This window comes from Pseudomonas sp. B6001 (assembly GCF_013386015.1).
Taxonomy (GTDB): domain Bacteria; phylum Pseudomonadota; class Gammaproteobacteria; order Pseudomonadales; family Pseudomonadaceae; genus Aquipseudomonas.
Genome location: NZ_JACAOX010000016.1, coordinates 106,939 through 125,321, shown reverse-complemented (window position 1 = coordinate 125,321; position 18,383 = coordinate 106,939). Strand labels below are relative to the sequence as shown.

General features: G+C 62.5%; 19 protein-coding genes and 1 pseudogene. 13 read left to right on the top strand and 7 right to left on the bottom strand.

Going from position 1 to position 18,383, the window contains the following annotated elements:
* Position 1 precedes the first annotated feature (1 nt).
* Together HX821_RS17230 and HX821_RS17225 are read right to left on the bottom strand one after the other, a co-directional pair.
* Positions 2-181 (bottom strand): annotated as a pseudogene (locus tag HX821_RS17230) (cupin domain-containing protein); the annotation flags it as partial.
* A 30-nt stretch (positions 182-211) separates the two neighbouring features.
* Positions 212-1,105, bottom strand: a complete 894-nt coding sequence (locus tag HX821_RS17225) for a LysR family transcriptional regulator (protein WP_087694863.1) — start codon at positions 1,103-1,105, stop codon at positions 212-214.
* Between the two features lie 117 nt (positions 1,106-1,222).
* Between HX821_RS17225 and HX821_RS17220 the strand changes: the two genes are divergently transcribed.
* Positions 1,223-1,663, top strand: coding sequence for a GFA family protein (locus tag HX821_RS17220; RefSeq protein WP_177019908.1), 441 nt, complete (start codon positions 1,223-1,225; stop codon positions 1,661-1,663).
* A 101-nt stretch (positions 1,664-1,764) separates the two neighbouring features.
* Here HX821_RS17220 and HX821_RS17215 read toward each other — a convergent pair whose 3' ends face one another.
* The gene (locus HX821_RS17215; RefSeq protein WP_003215723.1) at positions 1,765-2,370 is read right to left on the bottom strand and encodes a histidine phosphatase family protein; all 606 of its coding nucleotides are present in this window, start codon (positions 2,368-2,370) and stop codon (positions 1,765-1,767) included.
* Positions 2,371-2,508: 138 nt separating this feature from the next.
* Between HX821_RS17215 and HX821_RS17210 the strand changes: the two genes are divergently transcribed.
* Entirely contained in the window at positions 2,509-3,462 is a 954-nt protein-coding gene (locus HX821_RS17210; protein WP_177028413.1) for an aliphatic sulfonate ABC transporter substrate-binding protein, read from the top strand.
* A gap of 140 nt (positions 3,463-3,602) precedes the next feature.
* On the opposite strand, the gene HX821_RS17205 is transcribed toward HX821_RS17210, so the two are convergent.
* Together HX821_RS17205 and rpiB are read right to left on the bottom strand one after the other, a co-directional pair.
* Positions 3,603-4,583: a sugar-binding transcriptional regulator gene (locus HX821_RS17205; RefSeq protein ID WP_177036130.1), complete on the bottom strand. Its 981-nt coding sequence runs from the start codon at positions 4,581-4,583 to the stop codon at positions 3,603-3,605.
* Positions 4,584-4,646: 63 nt separating this feature from the next.
* Complete coding sequence (gene rpiB / locus HX821_RS17200) at positions 4,647-5,108, bottom strand: ribose 5-phosphate isomerase B (RefSeq protein ID WP_003215716.1); 462 nt, start codon at positions 5,106-5,108, stop codon at positions 4,647-4,649.
* Between the two features lie 284 nt (positions 5,109-5,392).
* Here rpiB and HX821_RS17195 point away from each other — a divergent pair, with 284 nt between their 5' ends.
* From HX821_RS17195 to dhaL, 7 genes are all read left to right on the top strand, one after another.
* Positions 5,393-6,880, top strand: coding sequence for a sugar ABC transporter ATP-binding protein (locus HX821_RS17195; RefSeq protein ID WP_003215714.1), 1,488 nt, complete (start codon positions 5,393-5,395; stop codon positions 6,878-6,880).
* On the top strand, positions 6,877-7,866 hold the full coding sequence (locus HX821_RS17190) for an ABC transporter permease (RefSeq protein ID WP_003215711.1): 990 nt from the start codon (positions 6,877-6,879) through the stop codon (positions 7,864-7,866). Before HX821_RS17195 ends, HX821_RS17190 begins: the two co-directional genes overlap by 4 nt.
* A 39-nt stretch (positions 7,867-7,905) precedes the next feature.
* Positions 7,906-8,913, top strand: a complete 1,008-nt coding sequence (locus tag HX821_RS17185) for a substrate-binding domain-containing protein (protein ID WP_087694868.1) — start codon at positions 7,906-7,908, stop codon at positions 8,911-8,913.
* Between the two features lie 151 nt (positions 8,914-9,064).
* Positions 9,065-9,820 carry an SDR family oxidoreductase gene (locus HX821_RS17180; protein ID WP_177036129.1) on the top strand — a complete coding sequence of 252 codons (756 nt, stop codon included), beginning with the start codon at positions 9,065-9,067 and terminating at the stop codon, positions 9,818-9,820.
* Between the two features lie 28 nt (positions 9,821-9,848).
* Positions 9,849-10,964, top strand: coding sequence for an erythritol/L-threitol dehydrogenase (locus tag HX821_RS17175; protein ID WP_008434653.1), 1,116 nt, complete (start codon positions 9,849-9,851; stop codon positions 10,962-10,964).
* A gap of 181 nt (positions 10,965-11,145) precedes the next feature.
* A complete protein-coding gene (locus tag HX821_RS17170; protein ID WP_003215684.1) occupies positions 11,146-12,147 on the top strand; it encodes a dihydroxyacetone kinase subunit DhaK in 1,002 nt (333 codons plus the stop codon).
* A 3-nt stretch (positions 12,148-12,150) separates the two neighbouring features.
* Positions 12,151-12,795 (top strand): dihydroxyacetone kinase subunit DhaL, encoded by a 645-nt coding sequence (gene dhaL / locus HX821_RS17165; protein ID WP_003215682.1) that lies wholly within the window; start codon positions 12,151-12,153, stop codon positions 12,793-12,795.
* A 111-nt stretch (positions 12,796-12,906) separates the two neighbouring features.
* Here dhaL and HX821_RS17160 read toward each other — a convergent pair whose 3' ends face one another.
* Positions 12,907-13,797 (bottom strand): LysR family transcriptional regulator, encoded by an 891-nt coding sequence (locus tag HX821_RS17160; RefSeq protein ID WP_177036128.1) that lies wholly within the window; start codon positions 13,795-13,797, stop codon positions 12,907-12,909.
* Between the two features lie 103 nt (positions 13,798-13,900).
* Here HX821_RS17160 and HX821_RS17155 point away from each other — a divergent pair, with 103 nt between their 5' ends.
* Together HX821_RS17155 and HX821_RS17150 are read left to right on the top strand one after the other, a co-directional pair.
* Positions 13,901-14,386, top strand: coding sequence for a heme-binding protein (locus tag HX821_RS17155; RefSeq protein WP_003215678.1), 486 nt, complete (start codon positions 13,901-13,903; stop codon positions 14,384-14,386).
* Complete coding sequence (locus tag HX821_RS17150) at positions 14,383-15,912, top strand: MFS transporter (RefSeq protein ID WP_177036127.1); 1,530 nt, start codon at positions 14,383-14,385, stop codon at positions 15,910-15,912. Before HX821_RS17155 ends, HX821_RS17150 begins: the two co-directional genes overlap by 4 nt.
* Before the next feature lie 151 nt (positions 15,913-16,063).
* On the opposite strand, the gene sohB is transcribed toward HX821_RS17150, so the two are convergent.
* Positions 16,064-17,089 carry a protease SohB gene (sohB, locus tag HX821_RS17145; protein ID WP_008434663.1) on the bottom strand — a complete coding sequence of 342 codons (1,026 nt, stop codon included), beginning with the start codon at positions 17,087-17,089 and terminating at the stop codon, positions 16,064-16,066.
* A gap of 193 nt (positions 17,090-17,282) precedes the next feature.
* On the opposite strand from sohB, the gene HX821_RS17140 reads away from it, so the two are divergent.
* Both HX821_RS17140 and HX821_RS17135 read left to right on the top strand, forming a co-directional pair.
* Positions 17,283-17,993: a histidine phosphatase family protein gene (locus HX821_RS17140; RefSeq protein ID WP_177036126.1), complete on the top strand. Its 711-nt coding sequence runs from the start codon at positions 17,283-17,285 to the stop codon at positions 17,991-17,993.
* A gap of 56 nt (positions 17,994-18,049) precedes the next feature.
* The gene (locus tag HX821_RS17135; RefSeq protein WP_087694874.1) at positions 18,050-18,364 is read left to right on the top strand and encodes an SCP2 sterol-binding domain-containing protein; all 315 of its coding nucleotides are present in this window, start codon (positions 18,050-18,052) and stop codon (positions 18,362-18,364) included.
* The last annotated feature ends 19 nt before the right edge of the window (positions 18,365-18,383 follow it).

Sequence of the window (18,383 nt, the reverse complement as noted above, 5' to 3'; positions counted from 1 at the left end):
ATTACTGCGCGGCGTACTGTTCGTCGCTGACCTGCTCCATCCAGTCCACCACCTTGCCGTCGAGCATTTCGTTGATCGCGATATGGGTCATGGCGGTGTTCGCCGTGGCGCCATGCCAATGCTTGACACCGGGTGCAATCCATACCGTGTCGCCGGGGCGAATGGCCCGCACGGCCTCCCCCGCATTTGCATTGTTGGTTGGCGCGTTGCGTTATCGCGGCTGAAAGAAGTCCGTCAGGGCCGCGCCCAAGCCATCGAACACCACGGCGATGCGCGGGACCTTGCGCATGTCCTGGTGCATGGCGATCCACACGTCAACCTTGAAATCCACCTGCGCGGGCAACACCCGCACCAGCCCGTGACGTTGTGCCACCTGGGCTGAACACACGCCGATCCCAAGCCCCGCACGCAGAGCGGCCAACTGCGCGAGGTGATCGTCGGTGCGAATCACCGTACTGGGCGCCGAACAGTCGAAACCGCGCTCACCCAGGAATTCGATCTCCAGCAAGTTGCGGTCCGGCCCGATCAGCGGGTAGCCGTGCAATTGCGCAACGGTGTCCGGCGTGCCCTGCTCTGCCAACAGTTCGGGTGCGGCGTACAACCCTACGTGAAGGTCGCCGACCTTGCGCGCGACCACCGTGGATTCGACCGGGCGACGGATGCGTACGGCGACGTCGGCCTCTTGCCGGGCAAGTGCCTGGAGCCGATTGGATACGCTCAGTTCGATGGCCAATTGCGGATGATCACGGCGCAGGCTGCGCAACATGGGCGGCAGCACTTCAACGCCCAGCAGCTTGCCGCTGGTGAGCCGCACCGTGCCGCCGGCGAGGGCCGTGTCGGCCGAGGCTGCGCGGCTGAAGGCGTTGGCGGCAACGGCCATCGCTTCAACGTGGCTGATCAGGTCCTTGGCCGTGTCGGTGGGCAACAGCCCGGCGGGTGAGCGGATAAACAGGCTGACCCCGACGCTCTGCTCCAGGGCCTCGATCCTTCGCCGCGCGGTGGCCTGGGCGATCCCCAGCAAACGGGCCGCGCCCGACAGGCTGCCGGTGCGCAACACGGCGAGGAAGGCGCGCTGGGTTTCCCATTGGAGTTGCGGGGCGTTCATACATTTCCTGTGAGCCGCTGGGCAGTTTTGGCGGATGTTCTTTGTTCCGGGGCTGCGGCATGCTGGCGAGCATAACCGATGGGGCTTTCGCCCTCACTTTGCACAGGATCGTTTTTGATGACACTCACGGGCCAATGTCGCTGCACCCGCGTGACCTACACCCTCGATACCGACGCGCCGCTGGCGGTGTATGCCTGCCATTGCCGCCACTGCCAGACCTGGAGCGGCAGCGCGTTTGCCCTGCATGCGCTGTTGCCGGCGGATGCGCTGCGGGTTGAAGGTTCGCTGACGGAATATGCCTATGACGTTGATGGGCAGCGCTCGGAACATCGGTTGTGCGGGGTGTGCCATACGCGGATCTGCAACACCACGACGGCAGCGCCGGGGTTGGTTGTGCTGCGGGTCGGGACACTGGATGAGAGCCCGTCCGTGCAGCCGGTGGCGCATATCTGGCTGCGGCACAAGCAGCCGTGGGTAACGCTGGCGGAGGGTGTTCCGACCTGGCCGGAAAGCCCTGCGCCCCAGGCGTTTGCGCAGGCGTTGAGCGTTCCCCTGTAGACATGACTCACACCCACACTGTGGCGAGGGAGCTTGCTCCCGCTGGGTTGCGCAGCAACCCCAAAAGCATTGACCGGCCCATCCTGAAAGACCGCAGCGGCCTACCAGGGGGCGCTTCGCACCCCAACGGGAGCAAGCTCCCTCGCCACATTGGGCTCTGCGTCGATGTTGAGGCTCAGCACTTCGCCATTGCGCAACTGCCAGGCGAAGAAGTCTGAGAAATCATCGCGAACCAATGCGCGAATCGCCTTGGCGACAACCCCATGGGCAACCAGCACCACCACCTGTTGCCCATGGTTCACCAGCAACTGATTCAATCCGCCCCGGATGCGCTCGACGAACTGCGAGATTGACTCACCGTCCGTGGGTGCCCGCTCCCATTGCCGGGTAATATTCTGCGCCCAAAGGTCGGGATAACGCTGCGCCGCCTCCGCCTGGGTCAGTCCCTCAAACACCCCCACGCCGCGCTCACGAAACGCATCCAGCGTAGGCAGTTGCAGCCCATCATCCGCAAACACAATGGCCGCCGTTTGCTGAGCCCTGCGCAGCGGCGAGACGATGACGGCGTCGATCTGCGCCGGCAATTTTTCCCGCAACTCCCGCGCCTGCAGCACGCCCCGTTCGTTGAGATCAATGTCCAGCGAGCCCTGGTAACGCCCCTCGGCATTGGCTTGAGTTTCGCCGTGACGAACAACATACAACTGCATACCGCCCTCCTTCATCCTGACGCTGAAAGGCCGCGAACGGCGCCCCCGATAAAGGCCTAAGCTAAGATCGAAAAATTATTTATCGAATGTTTTTTAGAACAATAAGCTCACCTTAATCCATTAAGAGTCGAGCACGCCATGCCCCAGTTTTCGCTCCATCGCCTTTTCATCGCAGGCCTTGCCACACTGGGCCTCTGCACCACCCTGAGCACCCAAGCCCAGGAAACCGTACGCATCGGCTACCAGAAATCCTCGACCCTGATCACCTTGCTGAAAACCCAGGGCACCCTGGAAAAAGCCCTCAAGGCCGACGGCATCGACGTCACCTGGCACGAGTTCCCCAGTGGCCTGCCGCTGCTGGAAGCACTCAACGTCGGTAACGTGGATATCAGCGCCGACGTGGCCGACACCGTGCCGATCTTCGCCCAGGCCGCCCAGGCCAAGCTCACCTACTTCGCCCAGGAAGCGCCCTCGCCCCAAGCCCAGGCGATCGTGGTGCGCAAGGACTCGCCGATCCAGCAACTGGCGGATTTGAAAGGCAAGAAAATCGCCGTGACCAAGGCCGCCGGCACTCACTATTTATTGATCGCTGCCTTGGACAAGGCGGGGCTGGCCTTCTCCGATATCGAGCCGGCGTACCTGACGCCCGCCGATGGCCGCGCTGCGTTTGAAAACAACAAGGTTGATGCCTGGGTCACGTGGGAACCGTTCCTCACCAGCGTGCAGCGCCAACTGCCCACCCGCACCCTTGCGGACGGTACCGGGCTGGCCAGTTACAAGCGCTATTACCTGACGGGTACGCCCTATGCCCAGGCGCATCCGGAAGTGCTGAAGCTGGTGTACGAGCAGTTGCACCAGGCTGGCGAGTGGGTGAAGAGCCACCCGCGTGATGCCGCGAAAGTGCTGGGGCCATTGTGGGGCAACCTGGATGTGGAGACTGTCGAGGCCGCCAATGCTCATCGCAGCTATGAGGTGCAACCGGTGACGCTGGATCAGTTGGGGGAACAGCAGAAAATTGCGGATGCGTTCTTCAAGGCGGGGTTGTTGCCCAAGGCGGTGGATGCGCAGGATGTGCAGGTGTGGAAACCCTGAGGCAGTCAACTGTGGGAGCCGGGCTTGTCCGCGATGCAGACAACTCGGTACTCCAGTCATACCGCGGTGATGCCATCGCAGCCTCGCCAAGGCTCGACAGCTCCCACAGGTGATGTTCAGGGCCTGGACTATCGGCGGTGTCAGCGTTTACGCGTCGCGTCATCCAGCGCAAGGATGGTATGAGCATTGGTCACCGTGGTCGCCAGGGTATTGATCACTCCCGAGCGCAACGCCCCCAGCGTTGCCGCCGCCTTGGTGTTTTCACTGGCAATCGCCACCACATCCGGAATCCGAAACAGCTCCTGCACCGTCAACCCGATCACCCGCCCCTGAATCGCGTTGACCGCCGGCTGGCCATGAATGTCGATGAAGTCATAACCCATCATGTCCCCCACGGTGCCGGACAACCGCGCCTGTGCAATTTCCTGGGGCGAAAACCACCCCATGCGCACCATGTTGCTGTTTTCACTCATGTCACCGATGCCGATCAACGCCATGTCCGCACGGCGGGCACGGTCAAGCGTGGAACGCACCGTATCGTTGCTGATCAACACCCCACGCAGTTCCGGATTGGCCACCAGCGCCGGGGCGTACAGGCTTTCACTCTCGCCACCAAACCGCAGGGCCAGGCGCCGGCAAATATGGTCGGGGTTCATGTATTCACCCGCCTTGAGCGAACCGCCAATGGCGCACACAAACGTGCAGTTGCGGGTCACCGGCAAAAATACGTTATCGGCCACCGCACCGACATTACGCCCCATGCCGACCGCGACGATCATGCCGTCACTGAGGGTTTTGTTCAGGTAGTTGGCCACCAGGCTCGCCACCGCCGAGCGCTGGGTGTCCGGGTCGCTGTGGTCCACCGCAATCAAGGCGCGGTCCAGCTGGAAGCGCTCCACCAGCGCCTGTTCCAGCTCGTTGTTCATCGCCGGGTGCTGCAACACCCGCACCTCGACAATCCCTTCATCCCGTGCGCGTTTGAGCAGGCGGCTGACTTTTGCCCGGGACAGGTCGAAGCGCTTGGCGATGGCTTCCTGAGTGACGTTCTCAAGGTAATAGAGCATTGCCACTTCGGTCATCAGGTCGATGTCGCTGGCGATGCGCTGGGTACTGTCACTCATGGGCACGGGCTTCCGTTTCGGTGTCAAAGGCGCATTCTCCCGACTCTTGCCCCGTTCCGTCCACTACTGATGCCCGTCACGCTCGATCGCGTTGATGCGGTCGACCTTGGCCCCGGAACGCGCGGCTTCGAACTCCGACTCCAGGAACGACTTGACGATGCTCTTGGCCAGTTCCGCGCCGATCACCCGTGCACCGATGGACAGGATCTGCGCATCGTTGCTCTTGCGTGCCCGCTCCGCCGAATAGGTGTCATGGGCCTGGGCCGCACGAATCCCCAGGACTTTGTTGGCCGAGATGGCCATGCCGATACCAGTGCCGCACACCAGCACGCCCAAGCGTTGCTCGCCGGCATTGATCGCCGTGGCCACCGCCAGGGCAATGTCCGGGTACAGCACCGGCGCCGTGGAATGGGTGCCGAAGTCCGTCACCGGGTAACCCAGCGCCTCGATATGGCGCTTCAACAGTTCTTTGAGCTCATAACCCGCTTCATCGCATCCGATAGCCACCGGGAAAGGTGTGTTCATGGCGTTTGGCTCCGCTGCCGTTTTGGGTGCTGGAGAGTGATCATATGATCACTCGGTGAAATTTAGCTCAGTCATTTCTCGGATATTCCAGTCGCCCTGTCAAGCAGGATTTAGCTGACCTTCCAGTCAAAGCCCTCTAAACCGGCTTACTTTGCGCAAATCCATCCATTTACAACTTTTCAGTGAAAGAGATTGACTGATCAGAATTTCATTTGATACACATATGCTCACAGCGAAACATGACTGTGCGACCTAATAAGAATTCACAGCACGAGGACACGCCGATGGCCACGCCATTACTGCTCCAGGCTGAACACGTCGCCAAGGCTTACGCCGGGATTCCTGCCCTGCGTGAGGGGCGCCTCTCTCTGCGGGCCGGCAGCGTCCACGCCCTGTGCGGCGGCAATGGCGCAGGCAAATCGACTTTCCTGAGCATCCTGATGGGCATCACCCAGCGTGACGCCGGGACCATCCTGCTCAACGGCTCCCCCGTTCAGTTCAACCGCCCCAGCGAAGCACTCGCGGCGGGGATCGCGATGATCACCCAGGAGCTGGAACCCATTCCCTACATGACCGTCGCCGAAAACATCTGGCTGGGCCGCGAACCGCGCCGCGCCGGCTGCATCGTCGACAGCAAGGAGCTCAACCGGCGCACTCGCGAACTGCTGGAAGGCCTGGAGTTCGACGTCGACGCCACCAGCCCCATGCATCGCCTGAGCGTGGCGCAGATCCAGTTGGTGGAGATCGCCAAGGCATTCAGCCACGACTGCCAGGTGATGATCATGGACGAGCCCACCTCGGCCATCGGCGAGCGCGAGGCCGAAACCCTGTTCAAGGCCATCCGCCGCCTCACCGCCCGTGGTGCCGGCATCATCTATGTGTCGCACCGCCTCAGTGAACTGGCGCAGATTGCCGACGACTACAGCATCTTTCGCGACGGCGCCTTCGTTGAGACCGGGCGCATGGCCGATATCGACCGCGCCCACCTGGTGCGCGGCATCGTCGGCCAGGAACTGACCCGCATCGACCACAAGGTCGGCCGCGAATGCGCCGCCGAATGCTGCCTGGACGTCGACAGCCTGAGCCGCGCCGGCGAGTTCCAGGACATCAGCCTGCAACTGCGCCAGGGCGAGATTCTCGGCATCTACGGGCTGATGGGCTCGGGCCGCAGCGAATTCCTCAACTGCATCTACGGCCTCACCACGCCGGACTCCGGCAGCGTGACCCTGCAAGGCAAACCGATGCCCATCGGCCTGCCCAAGGCAACGATCCAGGCCGGCATGTCACTGGTCACCGAAGACCGCAAGGACAGCGGCCTGGTGCTCAGCGGCAGCATCCTCTCGAACATCGCATTGTCGGCGTACAAGCAGCTGTCGAGCTGGTCGCTGATCAATGCCCGCAAGGAAAACCAACTGGCCCAGGACATGGTCAAGCGCCTGCAGATCAAGACCACTTCCCTGGACCTGCCGGTGGAATCCATGAGCGGCGGCAACCAGCAGAAAGTAGTGCTCGCCAAATGCCTGTCGACCCAGCCGATCTGCCTGCTGTGCGATGAGCCGACCCGGGGCATCGATGAAGGCGCCAAGCAGGAGATCTATCACCTGCTGGACCAGTTCGTGCGCGCCGGCGGCGCGGCAATTGTGGTGTCGTCCGAAGCCCCGGAATTGCTGCACCTGAGTGACCGTATTGCCGTGTTCAAAGGCGGAAGGCTGGTGACCATCAGCAGCGATACCGCCCTTTCCCAGGAAGCCTTGTTGAGTCTTGCCTCATGAATGCCAAATCACTTTCTACACCTGCAGCCGCCCCCGTCACGACCGCACCCCGCAGCCGCCTGCGCCTGTCCCTCGACCGCTTCGGCCTGCCGCTGGTGTTCATCCTCCTGTGCCTGGTGATGGCCTTCGCCAGCGAATACTTCATGACCTGGCGCAACTGGATGGACATCCTGCGCCAGACCTCGATCAACGGGATCCTCGCCGTGGGCATGACCTACGTGATCCTGACCAAGGGCATCGACCTGTCGGTGGGCTCGATCCTGGCCTTTGCCGGGCTGTGCAGCGCCATGGTCGCGACCCAGGGCTATGGCGTGCTGGCGGCGGTCAGCGCCGGGATGTTCGCCGGGGCGATGCTCGGGGTGGTGAACGGCTTTATGGTCGCCAACCTGTCGATCCCGCCCTTTGTCGCGACCTTGGGCATGCTGAGCATTGCCCGGGGCATGACCTTCATCCTCAACGACGGCAGCCCGATCACCGACCTGCCCGACGCGTACCTGGCACTGGGTATCGGCAAGATCGGCCCGATTGGCGTGCCCATCGTGATCTTCGCCGTGGTCGCGCTGATCTTCTGGATGGTGCTGCGCTACACCACCTACGGCCGTTATGTGTACGCGGTGGGCGGCAACGAGAAGAGCGCGCGCACCTCCGGGATCGGCGTGCGCAAGGTGATGTTTTCGGTGTACGTGGTCTCGGGCCTGCTCGCCGGGCTGGCCGGTGTAGTGCTGTCGGCGCGCACCACCTCTGCCCTGCCCCAGGCCGGCACCTCGTATGAGCTGGATGCGATTGCCGCCGTGGTAATCGGCGGCACCAGCCTGTCGGGCGGTACCGGCACGATTGTCGGCACGCTGTTTGGCGCATTGCTGATCGGCGTGATCAACAACGGCCTGAACCTGCTCGGCGTGTCCTCCTATTACCAGCAGGTCGCCAAGGGCCTGATCATCGTGTTCGCAGTGCTGATTGACGTGTGGCGCAAGAAGAAACGCTAGTTCTGAAAACTACCACTACAACAATAACGGAGTTCTCTCATGAAACCTGGTACGACTTTGGCCGCCGTCGCGGCACTCTCCCTGCTCGCCAGCAGTGTCACCCTGGCCGCCGATGGCAAGACCTATAAGATCGGCGCCGCCGTGTACGGGCTCAAGGGCCAGTTCATGCAGAACTGGGTGCGCGAGCTGAAGGAACACCCCGCAGTCAAGGACGGCACCGTGCAGTTGACCGTGTTCGACGGCAACTATGACGCACTGACCCAGAACAACCAGATTGAAAACATGGTGACCCAGCACTACGACGCGATCCTGTTTGTGCCGATCGACACCAAGGCCGGCGTCGGCACCGTGAAGGCCGCCATGAGCAATGACGTGGTGGTGATCGCCTCCAACACCAAGGTGGCGGACGCCAACGTGCCTTATGTTGGCAACGATGACGTGGAAGGCGGTCGCCTGCAGGCCCAGGCCATGGTCGACAAACTCAAGGGCCGCGGCAACGTGGTGATCATCCAGGGCCCGATTGGCCAGTCGGCGCAGATCGACCGCGAAAAGGGCGAGATGGAAGTACTGGGCAAGCACCCGGACATCAAGATCATCGAGAAGAAAACCGCCAACTGGGACCGCGCCCAGGCCCTGGCCCTGACCGAAGACTGGCTGAACGCACACCCCAAGGGCATCAACGGGGTGATCGCGCAAAACGATGACATGGCCCTCGGTGCGGTGCAGGCGTTGAAGTCCCATGGGCTGACGTCCAAGGATGTGCCGGTGACGTCCATCGACGGCATGCCGGATGCGATCCAGGCGGCGAAGAAAGATGAAGTGACCACCTTCCTGCAGGACGCCCAGGCCCAGTCTCAAGGCGCGCTGGATGTGGCGCTGCGGGCGCTGGCCGGCAAGGATTACAAGCCGCAGTCGGTGATCTGGGAACGTTATGGCAAGGACGTGAAATGGGGTGACGGCACCGCCAGGAACTACATCCTGCCGTGGGTGCCGGTGACCAATGCGAATGCGGATGCGCTGTACCAGCAGGTGAGCGGTACGAAGTAAGTTTTGACTTGAAACCCGGTCAAGTGTGGGAGCGGGCTTGCTCGCGAAAGCGGTGGATCATTCAACAGATGTGCCACCTGATACACCGCTTTCGCGAGCAAGCCCGCTCCCACATTGGATCTCCACCGATCTGAAAAATGGAGTCATGTTCATGTCTGGATTCTGGAATCAAGCCTTCGACCTCACCGGCCGCTGCGCCGTGATCACCGGCGGGGCCGCCGGGATCGGTCTGGCTTGTGCCAGCCTGCTGGTGGAACGCGGCGCGCGGGTGGCCCTGCTGGACCGCGACCCGGCCGTGGTCGAAGTCGCCGCCAGCCTCGGCGCCGGGAACATCGGCATCGCCGTGGACCTGCGCCAACTCGACCAGGTGCACAGCACCATCGATTACGTATTCGATCACTTCAAACGCCTGGATTACCTGGTCAACAGCGCCGGCGTGGCCCTGCTGGACAAGGCCCTGGACGTCAGCGAAAACGCCTGGGACACCACTCTCGACATCAACCTCAAGGCCAGTTTCTTCGTGGCCCAGGCCTGCGCCAGGCACATGCTGGCCCAGGGCAGCGGGCGCATCGTCAACCTCGCCTCCCAAGCGGCGGTGATCGGCCTGGACCGTCACGTCGCCTACTGCGCCAGCAAGGCCGCCGTGGTCGGCATGACCAAGGTGCTCGCCATGGAATGGGCGCCCCACATCAACGTCAACGCCATCTCCCCGACCATCGTCGAAACCGCCCTGGGTAAAAAGGCCTGGGCGGGCGAGCTGGGGGAACGGGCCAAATTGCAGATCCCGGCGGGCCGCTTTGCCCAGCCGGAAGAAATCGCCGGGCTGGCGTTGTACCTGCTCAGCGACGCCGCACAGATGATCACCGGGGAAAACGTGGTGATCGACGGTGGCTACAGCATCCAGTAATTGATCTTTTGTCGTGAGGTTTATCGTCATGTCTACCGTTACCGAACGCACTGCCGAACAACTGTCCCCCGTCATTCCAAAAACCATGCAGGCCGTGGTCTGTCACGGCCCCGAAGACTATCGCCTGGAGACCGTCGATGTGCCGACGCCCGGCCCCGACGAGATCCTCACCAAGGTCGAACTGTGCGGCATCTGCATGGGCGACATCAAGACCTACCGCGGCGCGCCCTCGTTCTGGGGCGACGCCGAGCAGCCGCGCTACGTGAAGCCGCCGATGATTCCCGGCCACGAGTTTGTCTGCCGCGTGGTCGCCCTCGGCCCTGGCGCGGAAAAGCGCGGGGTGAAGGTCGGCGACCGGGTGATTTCCGAACAGATCGTGCCGTGCTGGGGCTGCCGCTTCTGCAACCACGGCCAGTACTGGATGTGCCAGAAACACGACTTGTACGGTTTCCAGAACAACGTCCAGGGCGCCATGGCCCAGTACATGATCTTCACCAAGGAAGGCATCATCCACAAAGTACCGGACTCGATTGCCCCGGACGAAGCCATCCTGATCGAACCCCTGGCCTGTTCGCTGCACGCGGCGGAACGGGCGAATGTGGATTTCGACGACATCGTGGTGGTGGCCGGCGCCGGCACCCTGGGCCTGGGGATCATCGGTGCGGTGCGCATGCGCAACCCGAAAAAGCTCATCGTGCTCGACATGAAACCCGAACGCGCTGCCCTCGCCCTGCGCATGGGCGCGGACGAAGTGTGGAACCCGGCCGAAGTCGACGTGATGGCGAAGATTCGCGAGATCACCGATGGCTACGGCTGCGACATCTACATCGAAGCCACCGGGCACCACAAGGCGGTGAACCAGGGCCTGGCGATGTTGCGCAAGCTGGGGCGCTTCGTGGAATTCAGCGTGTTCAACGACGAGGCCACGGTGGACTGGTCGATCATCGGTGACCGCAAGGAACTGGACGTGCTGGGCTCGCACCTCGGCCCGTACATGTACCCGCGCGCCATCGACTTTATCGGCAACCGCAAGATCGACATGCGCGACGTGGTGACCCACAAGTTTGCCCTGGCGGACTTCAAGGAAGCGTTTGCGGTGATGGAGCGCGGGGACAAGTCGCTTAAAGTCGTCCTGGAACCCTGATTGGCCCAATAACACAAAACCCTGCGGGCGCCGGGCTTAGGCTTTTTGTGGGAGCTGGCTTGCCTGCGATGCAGACGCCTCGGTCTATCTGTGACACCGAGCCGATGCAATCGCAGGCAAGCCAGCTCCCACAAAAGCCCCCGGCTCCCACACCAAGAACAAGAACACAGGAAACCGCGTTATGAATCGAGTGATAAACGATCCGGACCAGGTGGTCGAGGACATGCTGCGGGGTATTCTGGTCGCGCACCCCGAGCTGCGCCAATACGAAACCAATCCCCGGGTGATCGGCAAGGCCAAGCCGTCACCACAGGGCCGGGTGGGCATCGTGACCGGCGGCGGCTCCGGCCATGAACCGGCGTTCCTTGGCTATGTCGGCCCGGGCCTGGTGGACGCCGTGGCCGTCGGCGAAATCTTCTCCTCGCCCACCGCCAAAAGCTTCTTCGACGCCTTCCGTGCCGCCGACCACGGCGCCGGCGTGGCGTGCCTGTACGGCAACTATGCCGGCGACAACATGAACGTGAAGCTGGCGATGAAGATGGCCGCCAGCAAGGACATGCGCATCCGCACCGTGGTCGCCAACGACGATGTGGCCTCGGCGCCCAAGGCCGACATCGCCAAGCGTCGCGGCGTGGCAGGCGAGATCTTCATGTGGAAGGTCGGCGGTGCAGCCGCGGCCCAGCATTACGACCTGGACGGGGTGATTCGTGTTGCCCAGAAGGCAGTCGATAACTGCCGCTCCATCGGCATCGGCCTCACGCCCTGCACCATCGCAGCGGTGGGCAAGCCGAACTTCCAGATTCCCGACGGGCAGATGGAATTGGGCATCGGCCATCACGGCGAGCCGGGCATTGAAGTCATCCCGATCGAATCCGCCGAGGCCATGGCGGCCCGCATGCTCGCACCGATCCTCGCCGACCGCGACTTCAGCCAGGACGACAGCGTGGTGGTGCTGGTCTCGGGCCTGGGTGCGACGCCGGTGATGGAACTTTACATTTTCTACGCCGAGGTTGAACGTCAGCTGCAAGCCAGGGGCTTGAAGATTCACCGCTGCTACGTGGGCAACTACTTCACCTCCCTGGAAATGATGGGCGTGACCCTGACCTTGCTGGGCCTGGACGCCGAGCTGAAATCCCTGATCGACCAACCCTGCCGTTCCATCGGCATGACCCAGGCGGACTAAACCATGAGCCAGCATTTCTCCACCCACGACGGCAGCGCCATCGTCGCCGACCTGGTGAGCGTGATCGTTGCCAACCGCGAATACCTGAGCGAAGTCGACGGCGCCATTGGCGATGGCGACCACGGCATCAACATGGCCAAGGGGTTCGCCCATTGCGGGCGCACGATTGAAGGCCGCCAGCTGACCCTGGCCGAAGCGCTGGACGAGTTGACGCTGAGCCTGATGGAAGGCATCGGCGGCTCCATGGGGCCGTTGTATGGCAGCCTGTTTATCGGCATGGCGGATGAGGTGCGCGGCAGCGAACAGATTGACGCGGCGACCTTTGCACATTTGCTGCGGGGCGGGCTGACCTCGTTGCAGGACATCACCGAAGCCGGCGTGGGTGACAAGTGTTTGATGGACACCTTGATTCCGGCGGTGGAGGCGTTTGAACAGGCCCATGGGTCAGGAGCGTCATTCAGCGATGCGCTGGAGGCGATGAAAAGTGCTGCTTCGCGGGGGCGGGATTCCACCAGGGATCTGGTGGCGAAGATTGGGCGTGCCAGCCGCCTGGGCGAGCGCTCGTTGGGTGTACTGGATGCCGGAGCGGTATCGTGCTGCTTGATACTGACGCGATTGGCGGATTCGGTTCAACCGCGGTTGGTGTAGCGCCTGGTCAGGCCTCATCGCAGGCAAGCCAGCTCCCACAGTTGACCGCGTACACCCAGGCAACTCGGTCAACTGTGGGAGCTGGCTTGCCTGCGATGGCCGCGACCCGGCTTAACTTTTATCACCAAAACCAGCCGCACTCAGTTTGACCTGCTCGATATACCGCGCCACCGCTGGCGCCTTTTCAAAGCGCCGGTAAATCAGCGACAACCAGGACGACGCCTCGCTGCCTTCAATGCTGCGGTACACGACATTCGGCAAGCTCACATGCCCCACCACCGACTCCGGCACTACCGCTACGCCCTGCCCCAGTGACACCAACGCAATCACCGCCACCAACCCACCCGGCTGTGGCCCCAGGCGCGGCGCGTAACCACCCTGCGCTGCCACGTGCAGCGTGCCACTGATCTGCTCGGGCAAGATGAAGGTCTCGTTCTGTAGGTGCTCGCAACTGATTGCCTTCAACCCCAGCAGCCACGAATCCTGGGGCAACGCCAGCACAAACCCCTCACTGCTCAACCGCACCCCGTCGACTCCGTCAGGCAAGGTCATCGGCGAACGAATGTAGCCAATGTCGAAACGCCCCTCCGCCACCAGCCCCGGCAACGCCGCCATGGGGCTCTCACGCACGCTGAGGCTCACGTCCGGGCAGTCCGCGCAGAACGACTGCACCTGGCGCTGCAACAACCCCGAATACACCGCCGACGCCACATAACCCAGTTCGATATGACCGATTTCGCCGCGCCCGGCGCGCTGGGCATTGCGTTGGGCAAACTCGAACTGGCGCACGGTGGCCTCTGCCTCGATCAGCAAGGCCGCGCCCGCCTCGGTCAGGCTGACCTCGCGCTGGCGGCGGATAAACAAGCGCGTACCGAGGGTGGCTTCCATGTCCTGGATCTGCCGGCTCAGGGTCGGCGGCGCGATACCCAGCTGTTCGGCAGCACGGGTGAAATTGCGTTGCCGGGCAACCGCCAGGAAGTAGCGGAAATGACGTATTTCCATCACAGGATTAGCTCAAAGGTAATGAAGTTCTGTATGGCGCCTAACAAGGACGCCACCTGCCGGGGATAAGCTCGCGGTACGTTCACAGTAGAGAGGCTTTCCCATGTTCGTCAAATCATTGGTCCTGGTGCTTGCCGGTCTTTGCACCGTGCCCGCAGCGCTGGCCGCAGAAGCCCCCGCAAGCATTGCCCACAAGGCAATCCTGAGCCTGGCAGCGGCCCAGCAGATCGCCGCACACGCGCGCAAGGTCGCCGCCGACAAGGGCTGGCCCTGCGCCGTGGCCATCGTCGATGACGGTGGCTGGCCGATCCTGACGCTGCGCATGGATGGCGCTCCCGTGGTGGCCGGTATTGAGCTGGCCCAGGGCAAGGCGCGCACTTCCGCGCTCTTCAAGCGGCCGTCCGGGGACCTGGAAAACGCCATCAACAACGGCCGCCCGGCAGCCATCACCGCCGGCCTGTTGATGATGAAGGGCGCCCAGCCAATCATCCTTGAAGGCCAGGTAGTGGGCGCCATCGGCATCAGCGCAGATACTCCGGCCCACGATGACGAGATCGCCCTCGCGGCGGTGGCTTCGGTGCAGCCATGAGCAAGGTCAGCCCGCGCCTGACGCTGCTGACCGCCTCCGGGGTCTGTTCGCTGATCGTGCTCGACACCAACATCGTCGCCGTGACCCTGCCGAGCATCGCCCGGGACCTGGGGGCGAATTTTGCCGATATCGAATGGGTGGTCAGCGCTTATATGCTGGCCTTCGCCGCCCTGTTATTGCCGGCCGGAAGCATTGCCGACCGCTTTGGCCGCAAGAAGACCCTGGTCTGGGGCCTGGGTATTTTTATCCTCGCCTCCCTCGGCTGCGGTGCGGCGCCGAATGCGTTGTTCCTGGATATCGCTCGCGCCGTCAAAGGTGTCGGCGCAGCGCTGCTGCTGACCTCGGCCCTGGCCTCCATCGGCCATACCTTCCATGACGAAGTGGAACGCGCCAAGGCCTGGGCCTTCTGGGGCGCGTGCATGGGCGTGGCGATGACCGCCGCACCGACCCTCGGCGGGTTGATTACCCAGTACCTGGGCTGGCGCTGGATTTTCTATCTGAATTTGCCGGTCGGCCTGGTGCTGATGGGGCTGGTGCTGCGCGCGATTCCGGAATCCCGCGATGCCCAGGCTGCAAGGCTCGACCCTTGGGGCAGCCTGAGTTTCAGTGCCAGCCTGCTGTGCCTGATCTGGGGCTTGATCGAAGCCAACCGTATCGGCTGGGACAACCCGCTGACTTACGCGCGGCTGCTGGGAGGCGCTGCGTTGCTGGGTGTTTTTGTACTCGCCGAACGCCTGCAACAGCGGCCCATGGTCGACCTGCAACTGTTCAGGCACCCGCGCTTTATCGGCGCACTGCTGGGGATGTTCGCCTACGCCGGCTGTGCCCAGGTGATGATGACGCTGCTGCCGTTCTACCTGCAAAACGGCCTGGGGTTCTCCGCGATTGCCTCCGGGCTGGGCATGTTGCCGTTTGCCTTGACCATGTTGATTTGTCCGCGGATAGGCGCCCGACTGGCTAGCCGTTTTGCCCCGGCAACGATGATGGCGACGGGGCTGGCGTTGGTGGGGTGCGGCAACCTGCTGAGTGCCTGGGCGGTCAATATCGGTGGTTATCTGCCGTTCGCCCTGGCGATTGCCGTCACGGGGGCCGGCGCGGGATTGCTCAATGGCGATACGCAGAAAAACATCATGGCTTGCGTGCCACGGGACCGCGCGGGGATGGCGTCGGGCATGAGCACCACCATGCGCTTCAGCGCGATCATGTTGGCGATCGGGGTGTATGGGGCGTTGTTGAGCAGCCATAGCGAACAGTTGCTGCACACGAGCATCGGCTCCCAGTGGCAGGAACAGGCGGCAGGGATTGCTTCACGGGTAGTGGCTGGCGATATGCCAGCGGCCATGGCGTTGCTGCCCGAGTCCGCGCGGGACACGGTGCAGCCACTGGCGCGGCAGGCGTTTGTCGGTGGGTTCAGCGTGGTGTTGTGGGTGGCGGGGTTGTTGGGTTTGCTGGGGGCGCTGGTGGTGGGCTCGTTGATGCGGCACCCCATACCGGCGGTGCCGCAGGTCTCTTTACTGACTCGATAATGCGACCACCACGACCCAATGTGGGAGCGGGCTTGCTCGCGAATGCGGTGGGTCAGTCAATACATCTGTGACTGATCCACCGCATTCGCGAGCAAGTCGAATCGTCGCACCGCCGCTCCCACATTTTGATCTTCGACAGTCAGTTGAAGGGTTACCAGAAACGCTGCTGGGTCAGGCGACTCCACCAGGTCAGCAGCACCCGGTCTACCGAACCGCTGGCCGCCAGGCCCACCCGCTCCTGCAGGCTTTTACGCTCGGCATAGTGCAGGTGGAACACCTCGGCGGTCTTGGCCTTGGTCGCCAGGTATTCGTCGCTGGTTTGCAGCTGGTCCACCAGTTGCTTGTCCAGCGCCGCGACACCCAGCCAGACTTCGCCGGTGGCCACGTCATCAATCGCCAGCTGCGGGCGGTAGCGCGACACGAAGTTCTTGAACAGTTGATGGGTGATGTCCAGGTCTTCCTGGAACTTCTCGCGGCCCTTCTCGGTGTTTTCGCCAAACACCGTCAGGGTGCGTTTGTATTCACCGGCGGTCAGCACTTCGAAGTCGATATCGTGCTTCTTCAGCAGGCGGTTGACGTTGGGCAACTGCGCCACCACGCCAATCGAGCCAAGGATGGCAAACGGTGCGCTGATGATCTTCTCGCCGATGCACGCCATCATGTAGCCGCCGCTGGCCGCGACCTTGTCGATGCACACGGTCAACGGCACGCCCGCCTCGCGGATACGCGCCAGTTGCGACGACGCCAGGCCGTAGCTGTGAACCATGCCGCCGCCGCTTTCAAGGCGCAGCACCACTTCGTCCTTGGGTGTGGCCAGGCTCAGCAGTGCCGTGATTTCATGGCGCAGGCTTTCAGTGGCCGAGGCCTTGATGTCGCCGTCGAAATCCAGCACGAACACCCGTGGCTTGGCTTCTGGCTTCTTCTTGCCCTTCTTCTTTTCGGCCTTGCCTTCAGACTTGCGCAGGGCCTTGAGCTGGTCCTTGTCGAGCAGGGTCTGCTCCAGGCGCTCACGCAAACCCTTGTAGAAGTCATTGAGCTTGCTGACCTGCAACTGGCCGGCAGCTTTGCGGCGGCCTTTGCTGCGCAGTGCGGCGAAACTGATCAGCACCACCAGGATAGCGACGACCAGGGTGACGGTTTTAGCCAGGAAAGTAGCGTACTCGGCCAGAAAATCCATGTGACTCCTTACAAGTGCAGTGCGCCAGGCGCGGATTGCCCAAGCATACCGACGCCACCGCCATGGGGCCAGTGATCAAACCGCCAGCAGCGGGCCTCTAACGACCTTTTAAAACAAGCGTATGTTTTTTCATTGACAGCTTCCCGGCATCCTCATAACCTCGCCAGACTTTCAACGTACCGGGAAAACGGACGTGGGCAGCATTTACCTGATTCGACATGGCCAGGCCTCCTTCGGTGCAGACGACTACGACGTGCTGTCGCCCATCGGTGTGCAACAGGCGCAAGTGCTGGGCCGCCACCTGGCGGAACTGGGCCTGGGCTTCGACCGCTGCCTGTCAGGCGACCTGCGCCGCCAGCAGCACACCGCCAACGCCGCCTTTGAACAATACAGCGCCCTCGGCCGGCCGGTACCCACGCTGGAAATCGACAGCGCGTTCAACGAGTTCGACGCCGAGGCGATCATCCGCGCCCTGCTCCCGGACCTGCTGCACAGCGAACCCGAAGCCCTGCATATCCTGCGCAACGCCGCGCAAAACCGTGGCGAATTCCAGCGCATCTTTTCCCTGATCATCGAACGCTGGCTGGCCGGCACCTACGACCCGCCGGGCCTGGAAAGCTGGCTGGGATTTGTCGAACGTGTCCAGGGTGGCCTGCAACGCCTCCTCGAAGCCGCCGACAACCGTGACAAGATCGCCGTGTTCACCTCCGGCGGCACCATCACGGCCCTGCTCCACCTGATTACCCGAATGCCTGCCGCACAGGCCTTCGAACTGAACTGGCAAATTGTTAACACCTCGCTCAACCAGCTGAAATTCCGTGGTCGCGAGGTGGCACTGGCTTCCTTCAACAGCCATACCCACTTGCAACTGTTGAAGGCGCCGCAGCTCATCACTTTCCGATGAATTGCGGCCAACCGTGACCCCAAGGTCACTGGACTCACCATAAAAGGATCGAAACCATGACTGACGTAGCTAAAGCCGTAGAAGCAATGAAAGCCAAATTCAACCCAGCCGCTGCCGACGGCCTGGACCTGGTGTTCGGTTTCCGTATCGACGACACCCAGAACTTCTCGCTGGTCGTGAAAAACAACACCTGCGAACTGCTGGAAGGTGAAAACCCGGACGCCCAAGTCACCCTGGTGATGGACGGCGACACCATGAAAGGCATCGTCAGCGGCGAAACCGACGGCATGCAGGCATTCATGGGCGGCAAACTGCGCACTGAAGGCGACATGATGCTGGCCATGAAATTGAGCGAGCTGTTCCCGGCCTGATCAGGGCAACCCTGGCAAG

Excerpts from the sequence above, each read along its gene's own strand:
- HX821_RS17160 (WP_177036128.1), bottom strand. The coding sequence starts at position 13,797 with ATGGAAATACGTCATTTCCGCTACTTCCTGGCGGTTGCCCGGCAACGC.
- HX821_RS17215 (WP_003215723.1), bottom strand. The coding sequence starts at position 2,370 with ATGCAGTTGTATGTTGTTCGTCACGGCGAAACTCAAGCCAATGCCGAG.
- sohB (WP_008434663.1), bottom strand. The coding sequence starts at position 17,089 with ATGGATTTTCTGGCCGAGTACGCTACTTTCCTGGCTAAAACCGTCACC.
- HX821_RS17170 (WP_003215684.1), top strand. The coding sequence starts at position 11,146 with ATGAATCGAGTGATAAACGATCCGGACCAGGTGGTCGAGGACATGCTG.
- HX821_RS17185 (WP_087694868.1), top strand. The coding sequence starts at position 7,906 with ATGAAACCTGGTACGACTTTGGCCGCCGTCGCGGCACTCTCCCTGCTC.
- HX821_RS17175 (WP_008434653.1), top strand. The coding sequence starts at position 9,849 with ATGTCTACCGTTACCGAACGCACTGCCGAACAACTGTCCCCCGTCATT.
- HX821_RS17220 (WP_177019908.1), top strand. The coding sequence starts at position 1,223 with ATGACACTCACGGGCCAATGTCGCTGCACCCGCGTGACCTACACCCTC.
- HX821_RS17195 (WP_003215714.1), top strand. The coding sequence starts at position 5,393 with ATGGCCACGCCATTACTGCTCCAGGCTGAACACGTCGCCAAGGCTTAC.
- HX821_RS17210 (WP_177028413.1), top strand. The coding sequence starts at position 2,509 with ATGCCCCAGTTTTCGCTCCATCGCCTTTTCATCGCAGGCCTTGCCACA.
- HX821_RS17180 (WP_177036129.1), top strand. The coding sequence starts at position 9,065 with ATGTCTGGATTCTGGAATCAAGCCTTCGACCTCACCGGCCGCTGCGCC.
- HX821_RS17150 (WP_177036127.1), top strand. The coding sequence starts at position 14,383 with ATGAGCAAGGTCAGCCCGCGCCTGACGCTGCTGACCGCCTCCGGGGTC.
- HX821_RS17135 (WP_087694874.1), top strand. The coding sequence starts at position 18,050 with ATGACTGACGTAGCTAAAGCCGTAGAAGCAATGAAAGCCAAATTCAAC.
- HX821_RS17190 (WP_003215711.1), top strand. The coding sequence starts at position 6,877 with ATGAATGCCAAATCACTTTCTACACCTGCAGCCGCCCCCGTCACGACC.
- HX821_RS17225 (WP_087694863.1), bottom strand. The coding sequence starts at position 1,105 with ATGAACGCCCCGCAACTCCAATGGGAAACCCAGCGCGCCTTCCTCGCC.
- HX821_RS17205 (WP_177036130.1), bottom strand. The coding sequence starts at position 4,583 with ATGAGTGACAGTACCCAGCGCATCGCCAGCGACATCGACCTGATGACC.
- rpiB (WP_003215716.1), bottom strand. The coding sequence starts at position 5,108 with ATGAACACACCTTTCCCGGTGGCTATCGGATGCGATGAAGCGGGTTAT.
- dhaL (WP_003215682.1), top strand. The coding sequence starts at position 12,151 with ATGAGCCAGCATTTCTCCACCCACGACGGCAGCGCCATCGTCGCCGAC.
- HX821_RS17155 (WP_003215678.1), top strand. The coding sequence starts at position 13,901 with ATGTTCGTCAAATCATTGGTCCTGGTGCTTGCCGGTCTTTGCACCGTG.